Here is a 16,419-nt window from a genome sequence, read left to right as displayed (position 1 = left end):
CCCGCCACCACGGACCCAGTTCCTCCGGGATCGCCCGCCATTTGGCGCCGTTCCGATGCCGCCACAGGATCGCCGAGAGCGTGCGTTGCAGGTCCTGCGGCGGCGTCTTGGCCTTGGGCCGGCACGCCTCGACCAGAGGCTCCAGTTCAGACCATTGCGCGTCGCTCAGCATCGTCCCTCCCGCAATCAGAGAGACGAAAACGCAAAACGCGCCAATCCGTTCAAGCGACGACAGGCCCTAACAGGATGCCCGAAACGATCATGGTCGAGAGAAGTTTTTTCATCGTCGTCACGCCCCCGTGTTCGACACTGTGCTTGTTGGATGCATCGTCATGAGACCGTCGCGATTCGTCGTTCTGCGACGACGCTCTCGCGCCGGATCGCACGGCCCCCGATCGTCGATCGGGCGCCGCGAGATTTCTGGGATCCGTCACCGCCCGGGGTTCGACCGCGAACGCAGCCGGGACGTCCGATCGGTTCAGCGATCCTCACGCAGGTGCGCCCGGCCGAGGGCGCGCGGCTCCATCGATCCGCCGCCGCCGCGAAGGCAGGTCCAGACCATCACCGCCAGGGTCGCGAGGTAGGGGATCATCGCGATGAAGTATTGCGGCACCTGGATGCCCGCCGCCGCGATGCGCGGGATCAGGGCCTCGATGGCGCCGAACAGCAGCGCCCCGGCCAAGGCCGACCAGGGTCGCCAGCGGGCGAAGATCACGATGGCGATGGCGATCCAGCCCCGGCCGCCGGTCATGCCCTCGACCCAGATCCGGGCGATCCCAACGGAGAGATAGCCGCCCGCGATCCCGACCAGGGCCGCACCGGCCGCGATGGCGCCGTACCGGGTGGCGGACACGCCGATGCCGGCGGTATCCGCCGCGTCGGGGCCGTCGCCCACCGCCCGCAGGCGCAGGCCGACCATGGTGCGGGCGAGGAGCCAGGCCACCAGGGCGAAGGCCGGCACCGTGAGGTAGACGACGGTATCCTGCCGGAACACGACCTGTCCGATGAGGGGCAGATCGCCGAGGAGCGGCACGGGAACGGGACGCAGCCCGTCGACGGGCCGGTTGACCCAGCCCGCCCCGGTTCCGATCAATCCGGTCAACCCTTGCGCCAGGAACACGAGGCTGAGCCCCGCGATCACCTGGTTCACCCGCAGGCTCACCACGAGGACGGCGTAGAGCAGGGACAGCAGGGTCGCCGCGAGGGCGGCGCAGAGCAGGGCGGCGAGCGGGCTCGCCCCGAGGCCGAGGATCGCGCCGATGCCCGCGAGGGCGCCGACCAGCATGAAGCCCTCGGCGCCGAGCGAGAGCACGCCCGCCTTCTCGATGAGCAGCAGACCGAGGGCCGCGAGGGCGAACGGCACCACGAAGCCGGGGATGGCGGCGAGCCAGTTCATCAGGAAGTCGAGGACCATGCGGACTTTCCTTACCCTCGACTCGAGAGCCGTATCCGACTTGATCGCATCAGGTCGGCGACTCCCGGTCTCTGTTTCGACACGCTGTCTTTCGCCGACCCCGTATCCACGGTGTCGGACTACGCCCGAGTGCATCGATCCAGACGGAGGCTTCAGCCGTGTCCGGGAAAATTGATGCACAAACAAAAGCCTCGTGCTCTGGCGCATGAACGAAGTGATTGCGTCACAGCCCTAGCGCAGCCACCGAAGCCGGTGGCGGATGAAGAAGTCGGAGGCCGCGACGCACAGCACGATCACCGCCTGCAGCAACTGCACGGCGGAAGCGGGGATCTGGTAGAACACCTGCAGGCTCTGCCCGGCCACGAACAGCGTTCCGACGAAGAGGGCCACGGCGAGGACGCCGGGGGCGCTGTTGCGGGCCAGGAAAGCGATCAGGATCCCCGAGAAGCCGTAGCCGCTCGCGAAGGACTGGGTCAGGCGGTGTTCGGCGCCTGCGCAGATCATGAAGCCCGCGATTCCCGCCAGGGCGCCCGACGCCAGGGTCGCGGCGAGGATCACACGGGTCATCGGCAGCCCCTGGGCCTCGCCCATGCGGGGATTGGCTTCGGCGATCCGGGTGAGGAAGCCGAACCGGCTGATCGAGAGCAGCCACCAGCCGCCGAGAAGCAGCACGCCGGCCAGGGGCAGGGCCCAGGTCAGGTTCTGCCAGCCGAGTTCGGCCAGTTGTTCGGACGGCTCATAGAGTTGGGAGTTCGGAAAATTGTTCTCCGGGTCACGCCACGGCCCGTACAGGAGATGGAGCAGGGCGTTGAACGCGACGTAGTTCAGCAGCAGCGTCGAGATGATCTCGTTCAAGCCGATCCGGAGACGCAGGAGCACGGGGCCGAGAATCCAGGCACTGCCTCCGAGGGCGGCGGCGGCGAGCATCAGGGGAAGCCGGAGGGCCGGCGGACCGATGTCGTGGAGGGCGACGACGGTGGCGGCGATGGCCCCGGCGATCATCTGGCCTTCGATTCCGATGTTCCAGAACCGCACGCGGAAGGCGAGGGCGGCGGCCAAGCCCACGATGGCGAGGGGCGCGCCCTGAACGAGCACCGCCGCGGCGCTCTCGGGGCTCGTCACGATGGCGACGACGAATTCCTGCACGAGGTCGGCCGGGCCGATGCCGGCCGCGACCAGGATGGCGGCGGCGCAGGCCAATCCCGTGAGCAGACCGCCCGCCAGGACCGCGCCCTGCAGCCGGGCCGAGGCGTGCTGCCGGACCCCGACGGACAGCCGGCCGAGGCGGCGACGGGACGGATGCGCGGGGGGAATGGCCCGTGCCGCCGCGGCCCCGTCTCGCGCGGGCTGCGGGGCGGTTTCGGAGGGAGCGTCCATGATCGACCCGATTTCAGGCATGGTGCACCATGGCGGCGCCGACGGCGTTGCGCTTGGCCGGCGTGTCGAACTCGGCGACGATGCGCCCCCGGCTCATCACGCCGATGCGGTCGGACAGGAGCAGCACCTCGTCGAGGTCCTCGCTGATGAGGAGGATCGCCGCGCCCGCGTCCCGGGCGGCGCGTAGGCGCGCGTGGACGGCGCTCGCGGCCCGCACGTCGAGGCCGCGCGAGGGGCTGTGCGCCAGGACGGCACGGGGCGGGTCGGCGAATTCCCGCGCCACGACGAGTTTCTGCGCGTTGCCGCCTGACAGGAGACCGGCCCGCTGGTTCGGCGAGCGGGCCCCCTGAACGTCGAAGGCCGCCATGGCGGCCTCGGTCGCGGACCGGATCGCGCGGCGGTCGAGGCGGAACCAGCCGCCGAAGCGGCCCGAGAGAACCGCCCCGGCGGCGTAGTTGTCGGCGATCGACAGGCTGCCGGCCAGGGCATAGCCGGCGCGGTCGGCCGGGATCGCCGCGAGCCCGGCCCCCCGGCCGCGGACGCCCTCGGCGCAGAGATCGCCCGCCCCGTCGAGTTCGATGCTGCCCGAGAGGGGGCGGCGGACCCCCATGAGGATCTCGGCGAGTTCCGTCTGGCCGTTGCCGCCGACGCCGGCGATGCCGTAGATCTCGCCGGCGCGCACCACGAAGGTGGCGTCGTTCAGGACCCGCAGCCCGTCGGCGCGGGCGCCCGTGAGGGCGGCGAAGCGCAGGAGCGGCGCGCCGATCCGCCGGGCCGGCACCCGGGCGTGGTGGACCTCCGCGCCGACGACCAGACTCGTCAGTTCGGACAGCGAGACGGCGTCGGGATCGGCGCTCGCCACCACCCGGCCGCCGCGCATCACGGTGACGCGGTCGGCGTAGCGCTTCACCTCGCCGAGCTTGTGCGTGACGAGGATCACCGCGCAGCCTTCGTCCGCCAGACGGCGCATGGTGTCGAGCATCTGCGCGGCCTCGCGGTCCGTCAGCACGGCGCTCGGCTCGTCGAGGACGAGGATGCGGGCCCCCTCCACCAACACTTTCAGGATCTCGACCCGTTGCTGCTCGGCCACCGAGAGCAGGCCGACGGGGCGGTCGAGGGGAAGGGTGAAGCCGAGGGCGTCGCAGGTGCGGCGGGCCGCCGCCTCGACCTCGCGCAGCCCCCGGCCGTAGCGGGAGGCTCCGCGGGCGAGCAGGATGTTCTCGAGGGCGTTGAAGGCCTTCACCAGGCGATAATGCTGGTGGACCATGCCGATGCCGAGGCGCTTGGCCGCCTTCGGACCGTCGATGGACACCCGTTCGCCGCGCACCCGAACCTCACCGGCATCGGGCCGGTAGAGGCCGCAGGCGACGTTCATCAGGGTGGATTTGCCCGCCCCGTTCTCGCCGAGCAGGGCATGGATCTCGCCCGGATACGCGGTGATGCCGGCATCCGTCAGGGCCGGAAAGCCGTCGAAGGATTTCGACACGCCTGTCATCGCGAGTGCTGGCGACATCGGGACGTCCTCGGATCGAGACTCGGATCGGTTGGGGAGGCGCGCCGGCGCGCGCCCCCGGAGCACTATTTCTGGCTGATGACGCCGGGCACGAACCAATCCATCTTCCAGAGGTCCGCATCGCTGAGCACGCCGCCCGCCGGCACCCGCTCCTTGCCGTCCCGGTCGGTCAACGGTCCCGCATAGACCTTCTTGCCGTCGATGATCGCTTGGCGCTCGGTCTGGATTTGGTCGGCCACCGCTTTCGGCACCGCCGGCCCGCAGCAGGCGATGTCGGGACCGCCGTCCTTGATCGACAGGAAGGCGCCGTAGGGGGACGGCTCCCAGGTGCCCGCGCCGATCTTCTGGATGGTGGGGATGAGGTAGCGGTCCCAGAACCACACGAGGGAGCAGAGCGTGGCCTTGGGGGCGAACTCGCTCATGTCGCGGTGGTGACCGGTGCCGTGAATCCCCTTCTCCTGGGCGACGATCTGCGGTGTCGGGGTGTCGACATGCTGGCCGATCACGTCGATGCCCTGGCCGACCAGGGCCTCGGCGGCGGCCCGTTCCTTGACCGGGTCGTTCCAGGCTCCGGTGAAGACCACGGTGGTCGTCGCCTGCGGCTTGGTCTGCTTGGCGCCGAGTTCGTAGGCGTTGACCGTCCAGTTGACGACGCCGAACGGATTGGCGGCGACGAAGCCGAGCTTGCCCTCCTTCGAGACCGCGCCCGCCGCCATCCCGCACAGGTAATGCGGCTCGTAGGTGCGGCCGTAGAAGGATTCGAGGTTGGCGCCGTTGGTGGTGCCCGATCCGTTGAGGAACGCGACCTTGGGGTATTTCTGCGCCAGTTCCTTGAAGGTATCCGAATATCCGAAGGCGGTTCCGATGATGACGTTGTAGCCGCGCTTGATGAACAGCTCCACCGCCGGGCGGATCGCGCTGGAACTCTCCTTGATGTTGTCGACGACCGGGATCTGGATGCCGAGGGCCTTCTCGGTGCGCACCCGGCCTTCCTCGAAGGCCTGCCCCCAGCCGCCGTCGTTCTTGGGGCCGAACAGCACCATGGCGACCTTGGGCGGCCCGTCGAGCTTGAACGGGGCGGCCCCCGCCGGGTCGGCGCCGAGGACACCCGTAAGGCCGCTTCCGAGGCCGGCGACGAGGCAGAGCGGAACGAGACGTCGAAGCATGGCCGGCGACTACCCTCTATGAAATGCTGGAGCGCGATCCGGCGCATCCGACGCGCCGGTCGACCTTGCGTGCGCCGCACGCGAGATCTTTCACAGGACGTGGTTGATCCTGAAGACATTGTCCTCGATGTCGACGAGAACCGACTGATACCAGTTGTAGTAGGTCTTGTAGGGAGGCTTGATCAGCGTGGCCCCCCGCGCGACGGCCGTCTCCGTCAGGCGATCGACGGCCTCGATGCTCTCGACGTCGAAGTTCAGCAGGAACTTCGAGCCCGTGGTGTGCTTGCGCTCGCCGAGCTGCAGCAGGTCGTAGGCATCCGGAGCGTTGAAGCCGATATTGGATTTGCCCGTCCGGATTCCGACGAAGATCGGCGACGCGATCTCGGCGATTTCCTGAAAGCCGAAGACATCGATGTAGAAACGCGACAGGGCGTGAATATCCCGCGCGAAAACGTTGACGTAGGACAGCATCCCGAACACCCGTCGTATCTCTTGGTTGAGAGCCGCCCTTCCGTGAGGGCGGCCGGGGCGGACGCGTTCCTGAGCGCCGCACGATACGTCCGTCCGCCGGAAGGGCTCAGGCCGCCTTGCTGCCCTTGCCGAAGGTGGTCTGCTTGACGAACTTGCTCTTGAGATGATCGCCCGAGGAAACCGGTTGGTATTTCGCGGGGTGACCCGGGCCTGCGCAGCCGGGCAGGCATTCCACGAGGGCATCGTAATTCGGCTGGTGGAAGAAGACGATCGAGAGACGATCCTGATTCTCTTCCGAATCGAGGTCGGGATTGACGACACGGTGCAGCGTCGAACTCCAGGTGTCGTTGGTCCATTGCTGCATCAGATCGCCGATGTTGACGATGAACGATCCTTCCACCACCGGCACCGTCACCCATTCGCCGGCCTTGTTCTTCACCTGCAGGCTGCGATCCGAGAGTTCCTTGCGCAGGATGGTCATGCTGCCGTAATCGGAATGCGCGCCGGCGCGCAGCTGCCCCGGCAGGGGCGCCTCGGTCTGCTTCGGGTAGCGCAGCACCCGCATCATCGAGATGTTCCGGTCGATGGACGTATCGAAATAGTTTTCGTCGAGATCGAGGGCGAGGGCGAAGATCCGCATCAGGCTCGTCGCCAGCCCATCGACGGCGCGATAATAGTCCGTCCAGGTCGCCTTGAGTTCGGCCGGCTCGGACGGCCAGACGTTGGGGGCGAAATGCGGGCCCGCCTCCGCGCTCGTGTGATACGGGTCCGCGGCCGGAACGTCGACGGGGCCGATGGAAAACGATTCCTTGATGTCCGGCGGGGTCGGTTCGTCGAGGCTGAAGGCCAGCCCCTCGCCGCCGACGGCGCTGTAGCCGCGAACCTGATCCGGCGCCGGACGATCGACCTTCAGCTTTTCCATGTGCGGCAGGGCGAAGAACTCGGTCGAGAGGGCATGGGTCTTCTTGATCAGATCCTCGGAAATGCCATGTCCGGAAATTACCAGGAATCCGATGTCGCGGCAGGCTTGGCCCACCTGGCGGGCGACCTCCCGCTTCCCTTCCGGCGTGCCGGCGAGATACGGGCTCAAGTCGATCACGGGCACGTGCAGCAAAGTCATGGGAGTCTCCGATTTGTCGATCCGAGTATGAGCCCATCGACATGAACAAGTCTTCGATGTTCCATGGCGATGGGAAACCTTGTCTTGTCGACCCGGAAGCCGGATCAATTACACCTACGCGGTGCAAGATCTGCTGATCCCGAAGCGCGTCGACTCATGTCGTTCGCGGCCAGTCAGAGGATGATAGGTGACCTTATGGATTTTGACCATACGGTCCGACTTTTTGCTCCATCAATTCTGCTGATTGTTTGGATTTGTTCTGCACCTAAATTCGGCATTTGATGATTGCTTGCCCGAACCGTGTCGCTTCCCTCCGCGGGGCGTTCCACGCGCGGCGGAGCGGAAGAGGACCGATCCGGCGATCGCCGATCGGGCGTCGGCGGCCAGGTATCAGGCCGGTCGGGCCGGCTGCGCGAACGAATGATAGGTGCGATTGGCATAGACGAGGCAGTCCTCGACCTGCCCCTCCAGAACGGCTTCGACCTCGCAGAACAGGACATCGTGCGTTCGAACCGGCATCCGCGCGACGATGCGGCAATCGAAGCTCACCAGCGCATCCTGCAGGACGGGGGCTCCGGTCATCAGCCGGGTCCAACGCGCGGCGGCGAAGCGCTCGTCCATGGCGGTCTTGCCGCCGAAGGCCGAAGCGATGTCCCTCTGCGACGCGCCGAGGGTGTTCACGCACAGGATCTCGGCCTTGGAAAACACCGGATAGGCCGAGGAGGTCCGGTTGAGGCAGACGAGCAGCGTCGGCGGCGCGTCGCTGACGCTGCACACGGCCGAGGCCGTGAACCCGGCACGCCCGGACATCCCGTCCGTGGTGACGAGATGCACCGCGCCGGCGAGGCGTGACATGGCGGCTCGGTAGCCGGCCTCGCTCACGGATCGGGCGTCAGTCGATTCCGTCTGCTGAAAGCGGATGTGCTCGGTCATAGGCGTCTCCTCGGTTGACGGTGGAATACGCGCGCGGCGCGGCGCGGTCGGTACAGGCACGGCGTCTCCGCATCCGGCGTCTTGCCGGAATGCCGATCCCCGTGCGTTTTTCGGCATCGACGACGTCGCGGCCATCGGGCCCGGCCTCGTTCATCGAGGCCGATCTTGCCGAACCTCATGGATCCCGGCCCGTGCTCGGGGCCCGAAAGATCCGGTCTCATCCGAACGCCGGTCGATTCCTTGACGAAGGCGCCGGATCAGGCCGACGTGTCGAGGAAGCTTCGCACGGCGTGATTGAAGGCGTCGGCCTCCGTCACGGAATGGGCGTGTCCGCCTTGCGGTGACAGCATCAGGCGCGCGTTCGGCAATCCCGCCGCCAAGCGCTCGGAGGCCGTGTAGGGCACGAGGACATCGTCGCGGGCGGCCATGACCAGGGTCTCGTGCGGGATCCGCCCGAGTTGGCCCGACACGTTGAACGCTTCCGCCGCGGCGATCCGCGTGAGAACGGTCTGCGCGCCGGGAAAATGCTCGCGGGCCTGGGCCTCGTCGGCGGCGAGGCGCTCGCTGTTCTCCGAGATCCACGGCGCGGGATAGAGGAAGATCGCCTGAGCCCGGACGTAGGCGTCGGTGCCGCAGGCCGTGAGGAGCGCCTTGCGGGCCGCAAAGCAGCGCCGGGTCGCCGGGTCCATCCTGTCCCAGGCATTGACGAGGACGAGGCGGCCGATCCGCTCTGGGTAATCGAGGGCGAGCTGCAGCCCGATCAGGCCGCCGATGGCATGGCCGACGAAATCGGCCTGCGCGATCCCGCAGGCGTCGAGCACGGCTACGGCATCACGGGCCATGGCGGCGATGTCGTGCCCCGGCTCGAGATCGCCCCCGGAGCGGCCGGTCCCGCGATGGTCGTAAAGGATCGTGCGGCCGCTTTCCGCGAGGGCCGGGAGCTGGGGGGCGAAATACCCCGCCGAACCGCCGAGCCCCGGCGACAGCAGCACCGCGCGCGTGCCGGTGCCGCGCACCTCGTGGAAGGGGGTCATCAGGCCCCCGTCGCCGTGCCGAGATGGGCAACCGACGCGATCTCCACGAGGGCCTCGGGCTTCACGAGGCCGCATTGGATGCAGTAGCGGGCGGGCTTCTCGCCGGGAAAGTATTCTGCGTAGACGCCGTTGATGGCCGCGTAATCGGCCCAGTCCTTCAGGAAGATGTGGTTGAAGGTGATGTCGTCCAGGGTGCCGCCCGCCGTCTCGACCACGCCCTTGATCGTTTCGAGGACGTGGCGGGTCTGCGCGGCGGCGTCGCCGTGGTGAACGACTTGGGCCTCGGCATCGAGCGGCAACGTTCCCGACACGTACAGGATGCCGTCCGCGAGGATGCCGGGCACGTAGGGGGCGAGCGGCTTGCCGGTGCCGGGCGGAACGATCGCGGTCTTGGGCATGGGAGGGCTCCGGTTGCGAAGGTTTAGGGTGGGGGACCTCGAGCGGACGCCGCTACGCCGCGCGCGAAACGACCGGCGCCAGCGCCGCCTCGAAGGCCGCGACGTCGGAGACCCAGCCGAAGAAGGTCTCGATGTTGAGGAGCGCGCTCTCCTGCAGGGCGGGAGGGCCGGCCTGATGGGTCGCGTCGCCCAGGACGATGCCGAAATATTCGCGGTGGTAGCCGTCGCGCAGGGTCGATTCCACGCAGACGTTGGTGGCGATTCCCGTGAAGACGAGGGTCCGCACCCCGCGTGCACGAAGCAGGCTGTCGAGCTGGGTGTTGTAGAAGCCGCTGTAGCGCGGCTTGCCCAGCACGATGTCGCCGGGCTCCGGCGTGAGGGCATCCACGAGGGCGTAGTCCCAGGTTCCCTTGGCCAGCAGCCGCGCGTCGGCTTCGGGGCGGCGGCGCATGGTCTTGAGGGCGTTCGACTTGTGCCAGTTCGGCGAACCCGGCCCGCCCGCCTCGACGTAGTCTGGATCCCAGCCGTTCTGGAACCACATCACAGTGATGCCGGCCGCCCGCGCCGCCGCCACGGCCCGCGTGATCTGGGCGATGACCGGCCCGGTGCCCGAGACGTCGAAGCCCGCGAGATCGAGGTAACCGCCCTTGGTGGCGTAGGCGTTCTGCATGTCGACCACGATCAGCACGGTGGCCGTCGGATCGAAGGCGATGGCCTCGGGCCGGGCGGGCAGCACCACGGCGCCGTGGCGCCCGGCGGGGTCGCGGTAGCCTGCGGGCGCATCCATCAGGCCACCTCCGCCAGCACCGACGGGGCGGGGGCGATATGCCGGCGCGTCTCCATCAGCGGCTGGATGCGTGTCCCGAAGGCGTCCACGCCTTCGACGAAGTCGTCGAAGGTCAGCAGGACGCCGCCCGTTCCGGGGACCGTCGCCACCGAGTCGAGGAGCCGGGCCACGGTGGCGTAGGAGCCCACCAGGGTTCCCATGTTGATGTTCACGGCCGACGTCGGGTCGGCCATCTGGCGGACGTTGGTGTCGGCGCCGGACTTCGTGTCCGCCGCGCCCTGGACGCCGAGCCAGGCGATCGCCTCCTGATCGGCGCCGGCCTTGTAATGCTCCCACTTGGCGCGGGCCGCCTCGTCGGTCTCGTCGGCGATGATCATGAACAGGACGTAGGACGAGACCTCCCGGCCGGTCTTCGCCTTGGCCTCTTCGAGCCGCGCCACCGTCGGCGCGAAGGCCGTGGGTGTGTTGACGCCCTTGCCGAAGCAGAAATTATAGTCGGCATAGGTCGCCGTGAAGGCCATGCCGCCAGCGCTCTGACCGGCGCAGATGATCTTCATGTCGGCCTGCGGGCGTGGGCTGAGGCGGCAATCGTCCATCTGAAAGAACTCGCCCTTGCGATCGCTGCGGCCGGTCTCCCACAGATCGCGCAGGATCTGTGCGTATTCGGACAGGTAGTCGTAGCGCTTGGCGAAATAGTCGTCGCCCGGCCAGAGTCCCATCTGCGAGTATTCGGGTTTCTGCCATCCGGTGACGAGGTTGATGCCGAAACGGCCGTTCGAGATCGAGTCGATGGTCGAGGCCATCCGGGCCACGATGGCGGGGGGCATGCACAGGGTCGGGGCGGTCGCGTAGAGCTTGATCCGCGTGGTAACGGCCGCCAGCCCCGCCATCAGCGTGAAGGATTCGAGGTTGTGGTCCCAGAACTCGGTCTTGCCGCCGAACCCGCGTAATTTGATCATCGACAGGACGAAGTCGAGACCATACGCCTCGGCCTTGAGGGTGATGTCCTTGTTCAGTTCGAAGCTGGGCTTATACTGCGGCGCATTTTCCGAAATCAGCCAGCCGTTGTTTCCAATCGGAATGAAGACGCCGACATTCAGGGATTGAGTCATCACAACCTCATTCAGGCGTGTGCAGACGAAGCCATGGTTCGACATTCGCAGAATAGACTGCGTCGAAGGACGTCTCGAAAACTCAGGAATTCAGTTTATGATCGAAGCGTATCAAAACAGACCAAACGGTCAAACTCCCGGAGGCCAGGAATCCGGTGTTTGCGCAAAATTCCCGCGGCTTGCTCGTCGAATGAGCCGAACAGCCTTTCGGGAGGGCGCCCCGTGCCCCGTTCCGGACCGTGTTTGCGCGTGACGGGGCGCGAAGGACCCCGGTTACGCCGTTTCCAGGCCGAGCATTCCGAGAATCATGCGCTGCGTATTGACGACCGCGTTCTCGAAGAAGTCCGGCTCCGCGAGGGAGCTGCCCGTTATGGCCTGAACCTGAATCGAAAAATCCGCATAATGCTGTGTCATCGCCCAGATGGAAAAGATGAGATGATAGGGATCGTGGGGCGCGATGCGCTGCTCGCCGATCCATTTCTTCAAGACGATGCACTTCGCTTCGACGAGGTCCCGCAAGGGGCCTTCGAGTTCAGGTCGCAACAGGGCAGCGCCCTGAACGATCTCGAGGCAGAACAACCGCGAGGCTTGCGGCATGTCCCGTGAGAACGTCATCTTGGTCCGAATATAGGCTTTCAGGGCTTCCGCCGGGTCGCTGGTCTCGTCCAAGCCTCCGAGGGGATCGAGCCAGACGTCGAGAAGTCGTTGCAGAACCGACACATACAGATTTTCCTTGGTGGGAAAGTAGTACAGCAGGTTCGTTTTCGAGATTCCGACCCGATCGGCGATGGTGTCAATGCTCGCGCCATGCAGGCCATAGGTCGAAAAGACCTCCAAGCCGGCATCCAGAATCGCCGTACGCCGTGCCTCGCCATCCCGCCGCCGCCGCCGGACGTTCGCTGGTACCGTCAATCCAATCACTCCGACCCGTTGGAAGGTTGTGTCCCCACACGTGGTGTAGCTCGGCGGTAGCGTCGCCGATCCCGTCCGTGCCCTTCATGGCGCTGTAGGACGGGATTGACGGGGCGGTGGTCACCAGCGGTTTCCGGTTAGGCTCGAGTTGCGAGTCCAGTCCCGACCGAAAGGCCTGCCGATGACCGACGACATGATGAGCCTGCGCGGGCTTCTGGAGAAGACCCCGGACGCCGATCTCTTGTGCGAGATAATCGGCTTTGTCGCCGGGCCGCTGATGGAACTGGAGGTCGGTGCCGCCACTGGCGCCGGTTATGGCGAGAAGAGCGGCGAGCGCCTGTCAGCGGACGGTGAATTTCCAGGTCGATCGGGTCCTGCGCGAGCTTCAGGTGGCGACGCGCATGCAGGCCACCCTCGCCTGCGTCAGGCTCAGCCTGATTGACCTTGCCCCCTGTTTGCCCCCGTTCATAACCAGAGTCCGTTCTGGTTCTGGTCCTGTTTGGACCGGGTTGCAAACGCGTTCGGGGTGAGCCCACCGAGGCTCGTGTGAGGGCGGCAGGTGTTGTAGTCCACCCGCCACGCCTCGATGATGGTCTGGGCCGTCGGCAGGCTCCGGAACAGATGCTCGTTCAGGCACTCGTCGCGCAAGCGCCCATTCAAGCTCTCGACAAAACCGTTTCGCTGCGGCTTGCCGGGCACAATGTAGTGCCACTCGATCGCACGCTCTTCCTGCCAGCGTAGGATGGCGTGCGAGGTCAACTCGGTGCCGTTGTCCGAGACGATCATCATCGGTTTGCCCCGGCCGGCGATGATCCGGTCAAGTTCGCGCGCGACGCGGCGGCCGGAGAGCGAGGTGTCGACCACCAGCGCCAAGCACTCCCGCGTGCAGTCGTCGACCACGACGAGGATGCGGAAGCGGCGTCCGTCATCGAGCGTGTCGGAGACGAGCCGAAGGCGGGCGCGAAGCGACCAATTCGAGGCTCCAGCGTTGGTTGGGCTCCTGGGGCACGGCGGTCGGCGCTCGCGTGCCAAGAGCTCGTTTGCGCCCACCCCGCCTGCGCACCGACAGCCGCTCCTCCCGATAAAGGCGGAACAGCTTCTTGTGGTTCAGCGTGAGGCCCTCCCGCCGAAGCAGGATCAGCAGACGTCGCTAGCCGAACCGGCGGCGCTCGCCGGCCAAGCTACGCAGGCGTAGCCGCACGGCCGCATCGTCGTCGCGGGTTGAGACGTAGCGGTACGTCTTCGGCTCCAGGCCGATCAGCCCGCAGGCACGACGCTCCGAATAGCCCTTCTCCTCGATAGCCCAACTCACGGCCGTTCTCCGTGCGCCGGTCGTCAGAAGTTTTTCCCAAAGCCTCGCGCAGGGTGGCCACGTCGAGCATCGCCTCGGCCAGGAGCTTCTTGAGCTTGCGGTTCTCCTCGTCGAGCGCCTTCAGGCGACGCGCGTCCGAGACCTCCATGCCGCCGTAGCGCGAGCGCCACGTGTAGAACGTCGCGTCGCTGATGCCGTGGCGGCGGCAGATCTCGGCCACTGGCAGCCCAGCCTGCTGCTCCTTCAGGATGCCGATGATCTGCTCTTCGCTGAACCGGCTCTTCTTCATCGTCCGTCTCCTGCTCGACGGACCCTAGGTGTTTGATCCCAGGCTTTGATGGTGCAATCTTTTCGCAGCAGTGGAAGGAGGCACTATGGGCCAGGTTCACCACGCAAGCGCCACGACGACAGCGGCAGTCCGTCGAGCGATACAGCATAGTCAAGAGAGCCTGAGGGCACTGGCCAAGCGCTACGGGATCAATCCGAAGACCGTGGCCAAATGGAAGAAGCGAACCTCGCCAGATGATCGCAAGACTGGCCCGGCGGCACCAAAGTCGACGGTGCTGTCGGTGGAGGATGAAGCCGTCATCATCGCCTTCCGCCGACATACACTGCTGCCGCTGGACGACTGCCTTTACGCCCTTCAGCCGACGATCCCGCATCTGACGCGATTACGGCGACGGCCCGCGCCTTCCTGGACGCGCTGGTGGCTGCCTTTCCCTACAAGGTCGAGATCGTCTTGACCGACAACGGCATCCAATTCGCTGATCTACCGAAGAACAGGTCAGGTCCAACCGCCATGTGACGTGGGCATCCGTTCGATCGAGCTTGTCAGGCCCACGGCATCGAACACCGGCTGACAAAGCCAAAGCATCCCTGGACCAAAGGCCAGGTTGAACGGATGAACCGCACCATCAAGGAGGCGGCGGTCAAACGGTTTCATTATGATGACCATACACAACTTCGAACTCATCTTGAAAGCTTTGTTGCCGCCTACAACTTCGGCCGCCGCCTCAAAACCCTCAAGGGGCTCACGCCGTACGAGTTCATCTGCAAAACGTGGACGTCGGAACCGAATCGCTTCATCGTCGATCCAATCCATCAAATGCCGGGACTGAACAGCTAGGGCATCGTCCTGAAAATCCGACTCTCGGGTTGCGGCGTGGCGGCTTCCCTGATTCCCTTCGACAAGGAGGTGGATCATGGGTGGCTGCTACTCACTGGATCTTCGCGAGCGGATCACCGGGTTCGTCGAGAACGGCGGCTCGCGGCGGGCCGCGGCGCGACAGTTTGCGGTCAGCGCGAGTTGCGCGATCAAGCTGGCGCGGCGTCGGGCTCGGACTGGCTCGGTAGCCCCTGCCCGGCAGGGGCGGCCCAAGGGCAGCGGCAAGCTGGAGCCTGTGGCCGACTTCCTGATTGCCACGGTGGAGGCCACGCCCGACATCACCATGCCGGAGCTGGCCGAGCGGCTTACGATTGAGCACGGCGTGACGGCGACGCCGGCTATGCTGTCCCGCTTCCTCTGCCAGCGCGGCTTCTCGTATGAAAAAAGCCCTGATGGCCGCCGAACGCGGGCGCGCACCGATCCCTGAGGATCGCCACGAGTGGCGCACCAAGCGCCAGCCGCTGATGCGAGCGGCCTGTCATCGCCTCGTCTTCCTCGACGAGACCTCCGTCACCACCAAGATGACCCGCCTGCGGGGGCGTAGCCGCAAGGGCACTCGGCTGCACGCCAAGGCGCCGTTCGGCCATTGGGGCACGCAGACCTTCATCGCCGGCCTGCGCCATGATCGACTGAGCGCGCCCTGGGTCTTCGACAAGGCGATGAACCGGGCCGCCTTCGAGGCCTACGTCGAGACGAAGGCTTGCCCCGACCCTGAACAAGGGCGACGTCGTCATCCTCGACAACCTCGCCGTCCACAAGAGCCCGAGGGCTGCCGCCTGCCTGAAGCAGCGCGGCGCCTGGTTCCTGTTCCTGCCGCCCTACTCGCCCGACCTCAACCCGATCGAGGAAGCCTTCGCCAAGCTCAAAGCTCACCTACGCAAGGCCAAGGCACGCACCTTCGACGCCCTCTGGCGTGCCATCGGTGACATCTGCGGCCTGTTCCAACCCCAGGAGTGCTGGAACTTCCTCAAAGCCAAGGGATATGCGTCCGATTAAATGGATGATGTTCTAGCGCACGCGGCCTTGTGTCCGAGGTACGACCGCGCGAGCAGGCCAGCCTTTACTGCCCCAGCCACCACGCAGATGCGGCCCGCGGTGAGATTATAAGGCAGCCACTCGTTCGCGAAGAGCATACCTGCGAACGCGCCGCAGAAGACCCACAGGCAGAAGATTTTAACAGGTCCCACAGTCACCCCCGAATCCATTAACCGTCTTTCTTCATGATAGCACGGTGTCGGGATTTCATAGGGCCAACTCGCCATCGCATTGTGGCGGCTCGCTCACACGAAGCCGCTTACGCCCTGCAATGGTTCGTCTGACGGTGGCGTGGGCAGCCTGACCGGCGGTTAGGGCCTGTCGTCGCTTGAACGGATTGGCGCGTTTTGCGTTTTCGTCTCTCTAATTGCGGGAGGGACGATGCTGAGCGACGCGCAATGGTCTGAACTGGAGCCTCTGGTCGAGGCGTGCCGGCCCAAGGCCAAGACGCCGCCGCAGGACCTGCAACGCACGCTCTCGGCGATCCTGTGGCGGCATCGGAACGGCGCCAAATGGCGGGCGATCCCGGAGGAACTGGGTCCGTGGTGGCGGGGCGCCCAGATCTTCATCCGCTGGTCCCGGGCCGGTGTCTGGGAGCGGCTGCTCAGCCTGGTGCAGGAGCGCGGCGTCCAACTCGGGATGGTGTTCCTCGACGGCACGACCGTGCGGG

The 16,419-nt window shown here is 66.3% G+C and carries 15 protein-coding genes and 4 pseudogenes; 4 read left to right on the top strand and 15 right to left on the bottom strand.

The genetic code is table 11. The features are described from left to right. From BM249_RS20260 to rutR, 14 genes are all read right to left on the bottom strand, one after another. Window positions 1-172 (bottom strand): transposase (locus BM249_RS20260; protein ID WP_143103793.1); only part of this gene is annotated, 172 nt, incomplete at its 3' end. A gap of 306 nt (window positions 173-478) precedes the next feature. Continuing rightward, entirely contained in the window at window positions 479-1,414 is a 936-nt protein-coding gene (locus tag BM249_RS20255; protein ID WP_091975361.1) for an ABC transporter permease, read from the bottom strand. A gap of 231 nt (window positions 1,415-1,645) precedes the next feature. Then, window positions 1,646-2,791 carry an ABC transporter permease gene (locus tag BM249_RS20250; RefSeq protein ID WP_244528885.1) on the bottom strand — a complete coding sequence of 382 codons (1,146 nt, stop codon included), beginning with the start codon at window positions 2,789-2,791 and terminating at the stop codon, window positions 1,646-1,648. Window positions 2,792-2,804: 13 nt separating this feature from the next. Continuing rightward, window positions 2,805-4,304 carry an ABC transporter ATP-binding protein gene (locus BM249_RS20245; RefSeq protein ID WP_091975359.1) on the bottom strand — a complete coding sequence of 500 codons (1,500 nt, stop codon included), beginning with the start codon at window positions 4,302-4,304 and terminating at the stop codon, window positions 2,805-2,807. 65 nt (window positions 4,305-4,369) lie between these two features. Beyond that, window positions 4,370-5,470, bottom strand: coding sequence for a BMP family ABC transporter substrate-binding protein (locus tag BM249_RS20240; RefSeq protein ID WP_091975357.1), 1,101 nt, complete (start codon window positions 5,468-5,470; stop codon window positions 4,370-4,372). Window positions 5,471-5,560: 90 nt separating this feature from the next. Next, on the bottom strand, window positions 5,561-5,941 hold the full coding sequence (locus tag BM249_RS20235; RefSeq protein ID WP_091975355.1) for a VOC family protein: 381 nt from the start codon (window positions 5,939-5,941) through the stop codon (window positions 5,561-5,563). 106 nt (window positions 5,942-6,047) lie between these two features. After that, the gene (locus tag BM249_RS20230; RefSeq protein WP_091975353.1) at window positions 6,048-7,061 is read right to left on the bottom strand and encodes an isopenicillin N synthase family dioxygenase; all 1,014 of its coding nucleotides are present in this window, start codon (window positions 7,059-7,061) and stop codon (window positions 6,048-6,050) included. A gap of 390 nt (window positions 7,062-7,451) precedes the next feature. Next, window positions 7,452-7,994, bottom strand: a complete 543-nt coding sequence (locus tag BM249_RS20225; RefSeq protein ID WP_091975351.1) for a flavin reductase — start codon at window positions 7,992-7,994, stop codon at window positions 7,452-7,454. Then, window positions 7,954-8,148: a hypothetical protein gene (locus BM249_RS21445; protein ID WP_143103820.1), complete on the bottom strand. Its 195-nt coding sequence runs from the start codon at window positions 8,146-8,148 to the stop codon at window positions 7,954-7,956. Before BM249_RS21445 ends, BM249_RS20225 begins: the two co-directional genes overlap by 41 nt. Window positions 8,149-8,251: 103 nt before the next feature. After that, the gene (gene rutD, locus BM249_RS20220; RefSeq protein ID WP_091975349.1) at window positions 8,252-9,028 is read right to left on the bottom strand and encodes a pyrimidine utilization protein D; all 777 of its coding nucleotides are present in this window, start codon (window positions 9,026-9,028) and stop codon (window positions 8,252-8,254) included. Then, the gene (rutC, locus tag BM249_RS20215; RefSeq protein ID WP_091975347.1) at window positions 9,028-9,426 is read right to left on the bottom strand and encodes a pyrimidine utilization protein C; all 399 of its coding nucleotides are present in this window, start codon (window positions 9,424-9,426) and stop codon (window positions 9,028-9,030) included. Before rutC ends, rutD begins: the two co-directional genes overlap by 1 nt. Before the next feature lie 52 nt (window positions 9,427-9,478). After that, window positions 9,479-10,213 carry a pyrimidine utilization protein B gene (gene rutB, locus BM249_RS20210; protein WP_091975345.1) on the bottom strand — a complete coding sequence of 245 codons (735 nt, stop codon included), beginning with the start codon at window positions 10,211-10,213 and terminating at the stop codon, window positions 9,479-9,481. Next, window positions 10,213-11,313, bottom strand: coding sequence for a pyrimidine utilization protein A (gene rutA / locus BM249_RS20205; RefSeq protein ID WP_091975363.1), 1,101 nt, complete (start codon window positions 11,311-11,313; stop codon window positions 10,213-10,215). The genes rutB and rutA overlap by 1 nt, the downstream gene beginning before the upstream one ends. Window positions 11,314-11,598: 285 nt before the next feature. Then, entirely contained in the window at window positions 11,599-12,246 is a 648-nt protein-coding gene (gene rutR, locus BM249_RS20200; protein ID WP_091975343.1) for an HTH-type transcriptional regulator RutR, read from the bottom strand. 172 nt (window positions 12,247-12,418) lie between these two features. Between rutR and BM249_RS21440 the strand changes: the two are divergent. Further along, window positions 12,419-12,581, top strand: a pseudogene (locus BM249_RS21440) (IS256 family transposase); the annotation flags it as partial. 121 nt (window positions 12,582-12,702) lie between these two features. On the opposite strand, the pseudogene BM249_RS20190 reads toward BM249_RS21440, so the two are convergent. After that, window positions 12,703-13,838: pseudogene (locus BM249_RS20190) on the bottom strand (IS3 family transposase). Between the two features lie 85 nt (window positions 13,839-13,923). Between BM249_RS20190 and BM249_RS20185 the strand changes: the two are divergent. From BM249_RS20185 to BM249_RS20175, 3 genes and pseudogenes are all read left to right on the top strand, one after another. Beyond that, a pseudogene (locus BM249_RS20185) lies at window positions 13,924-14,675 on the top strand (integrase core domain-containing protein). 76 nt (window positions 14,676-14,751) lie between these two features. After that, window positions 14,752-15,710, top strand: a pseudogene (locus tag BM249_RS20180) (IS630 family transposase). Between the two features lie 420 nt (window positions 15,711-16,130). Next, window positions 16,131-16,419 (top strand): transposase (locus BM249_RS20175; protein WP_143103819.1); only part of this gene is annotated, 289 nt, incomplete at its 3' end.

Origin of the sequence: Methylobacterium gossipiicola (assembly GCF_900113485.1) — a bacterium.
In the GTDB taxonomy this organism is placed as follows: domain Bacteria; phylum Pseudomonadota; class Alphaproteobacteria; order Rhizobiales; family Beijerinckiaceae; genus Methylobacterium; species Methylobacterium gossipiicola.
This window is presented reverse-complemented; position numbering and strand designations above follow the sequence as displayed.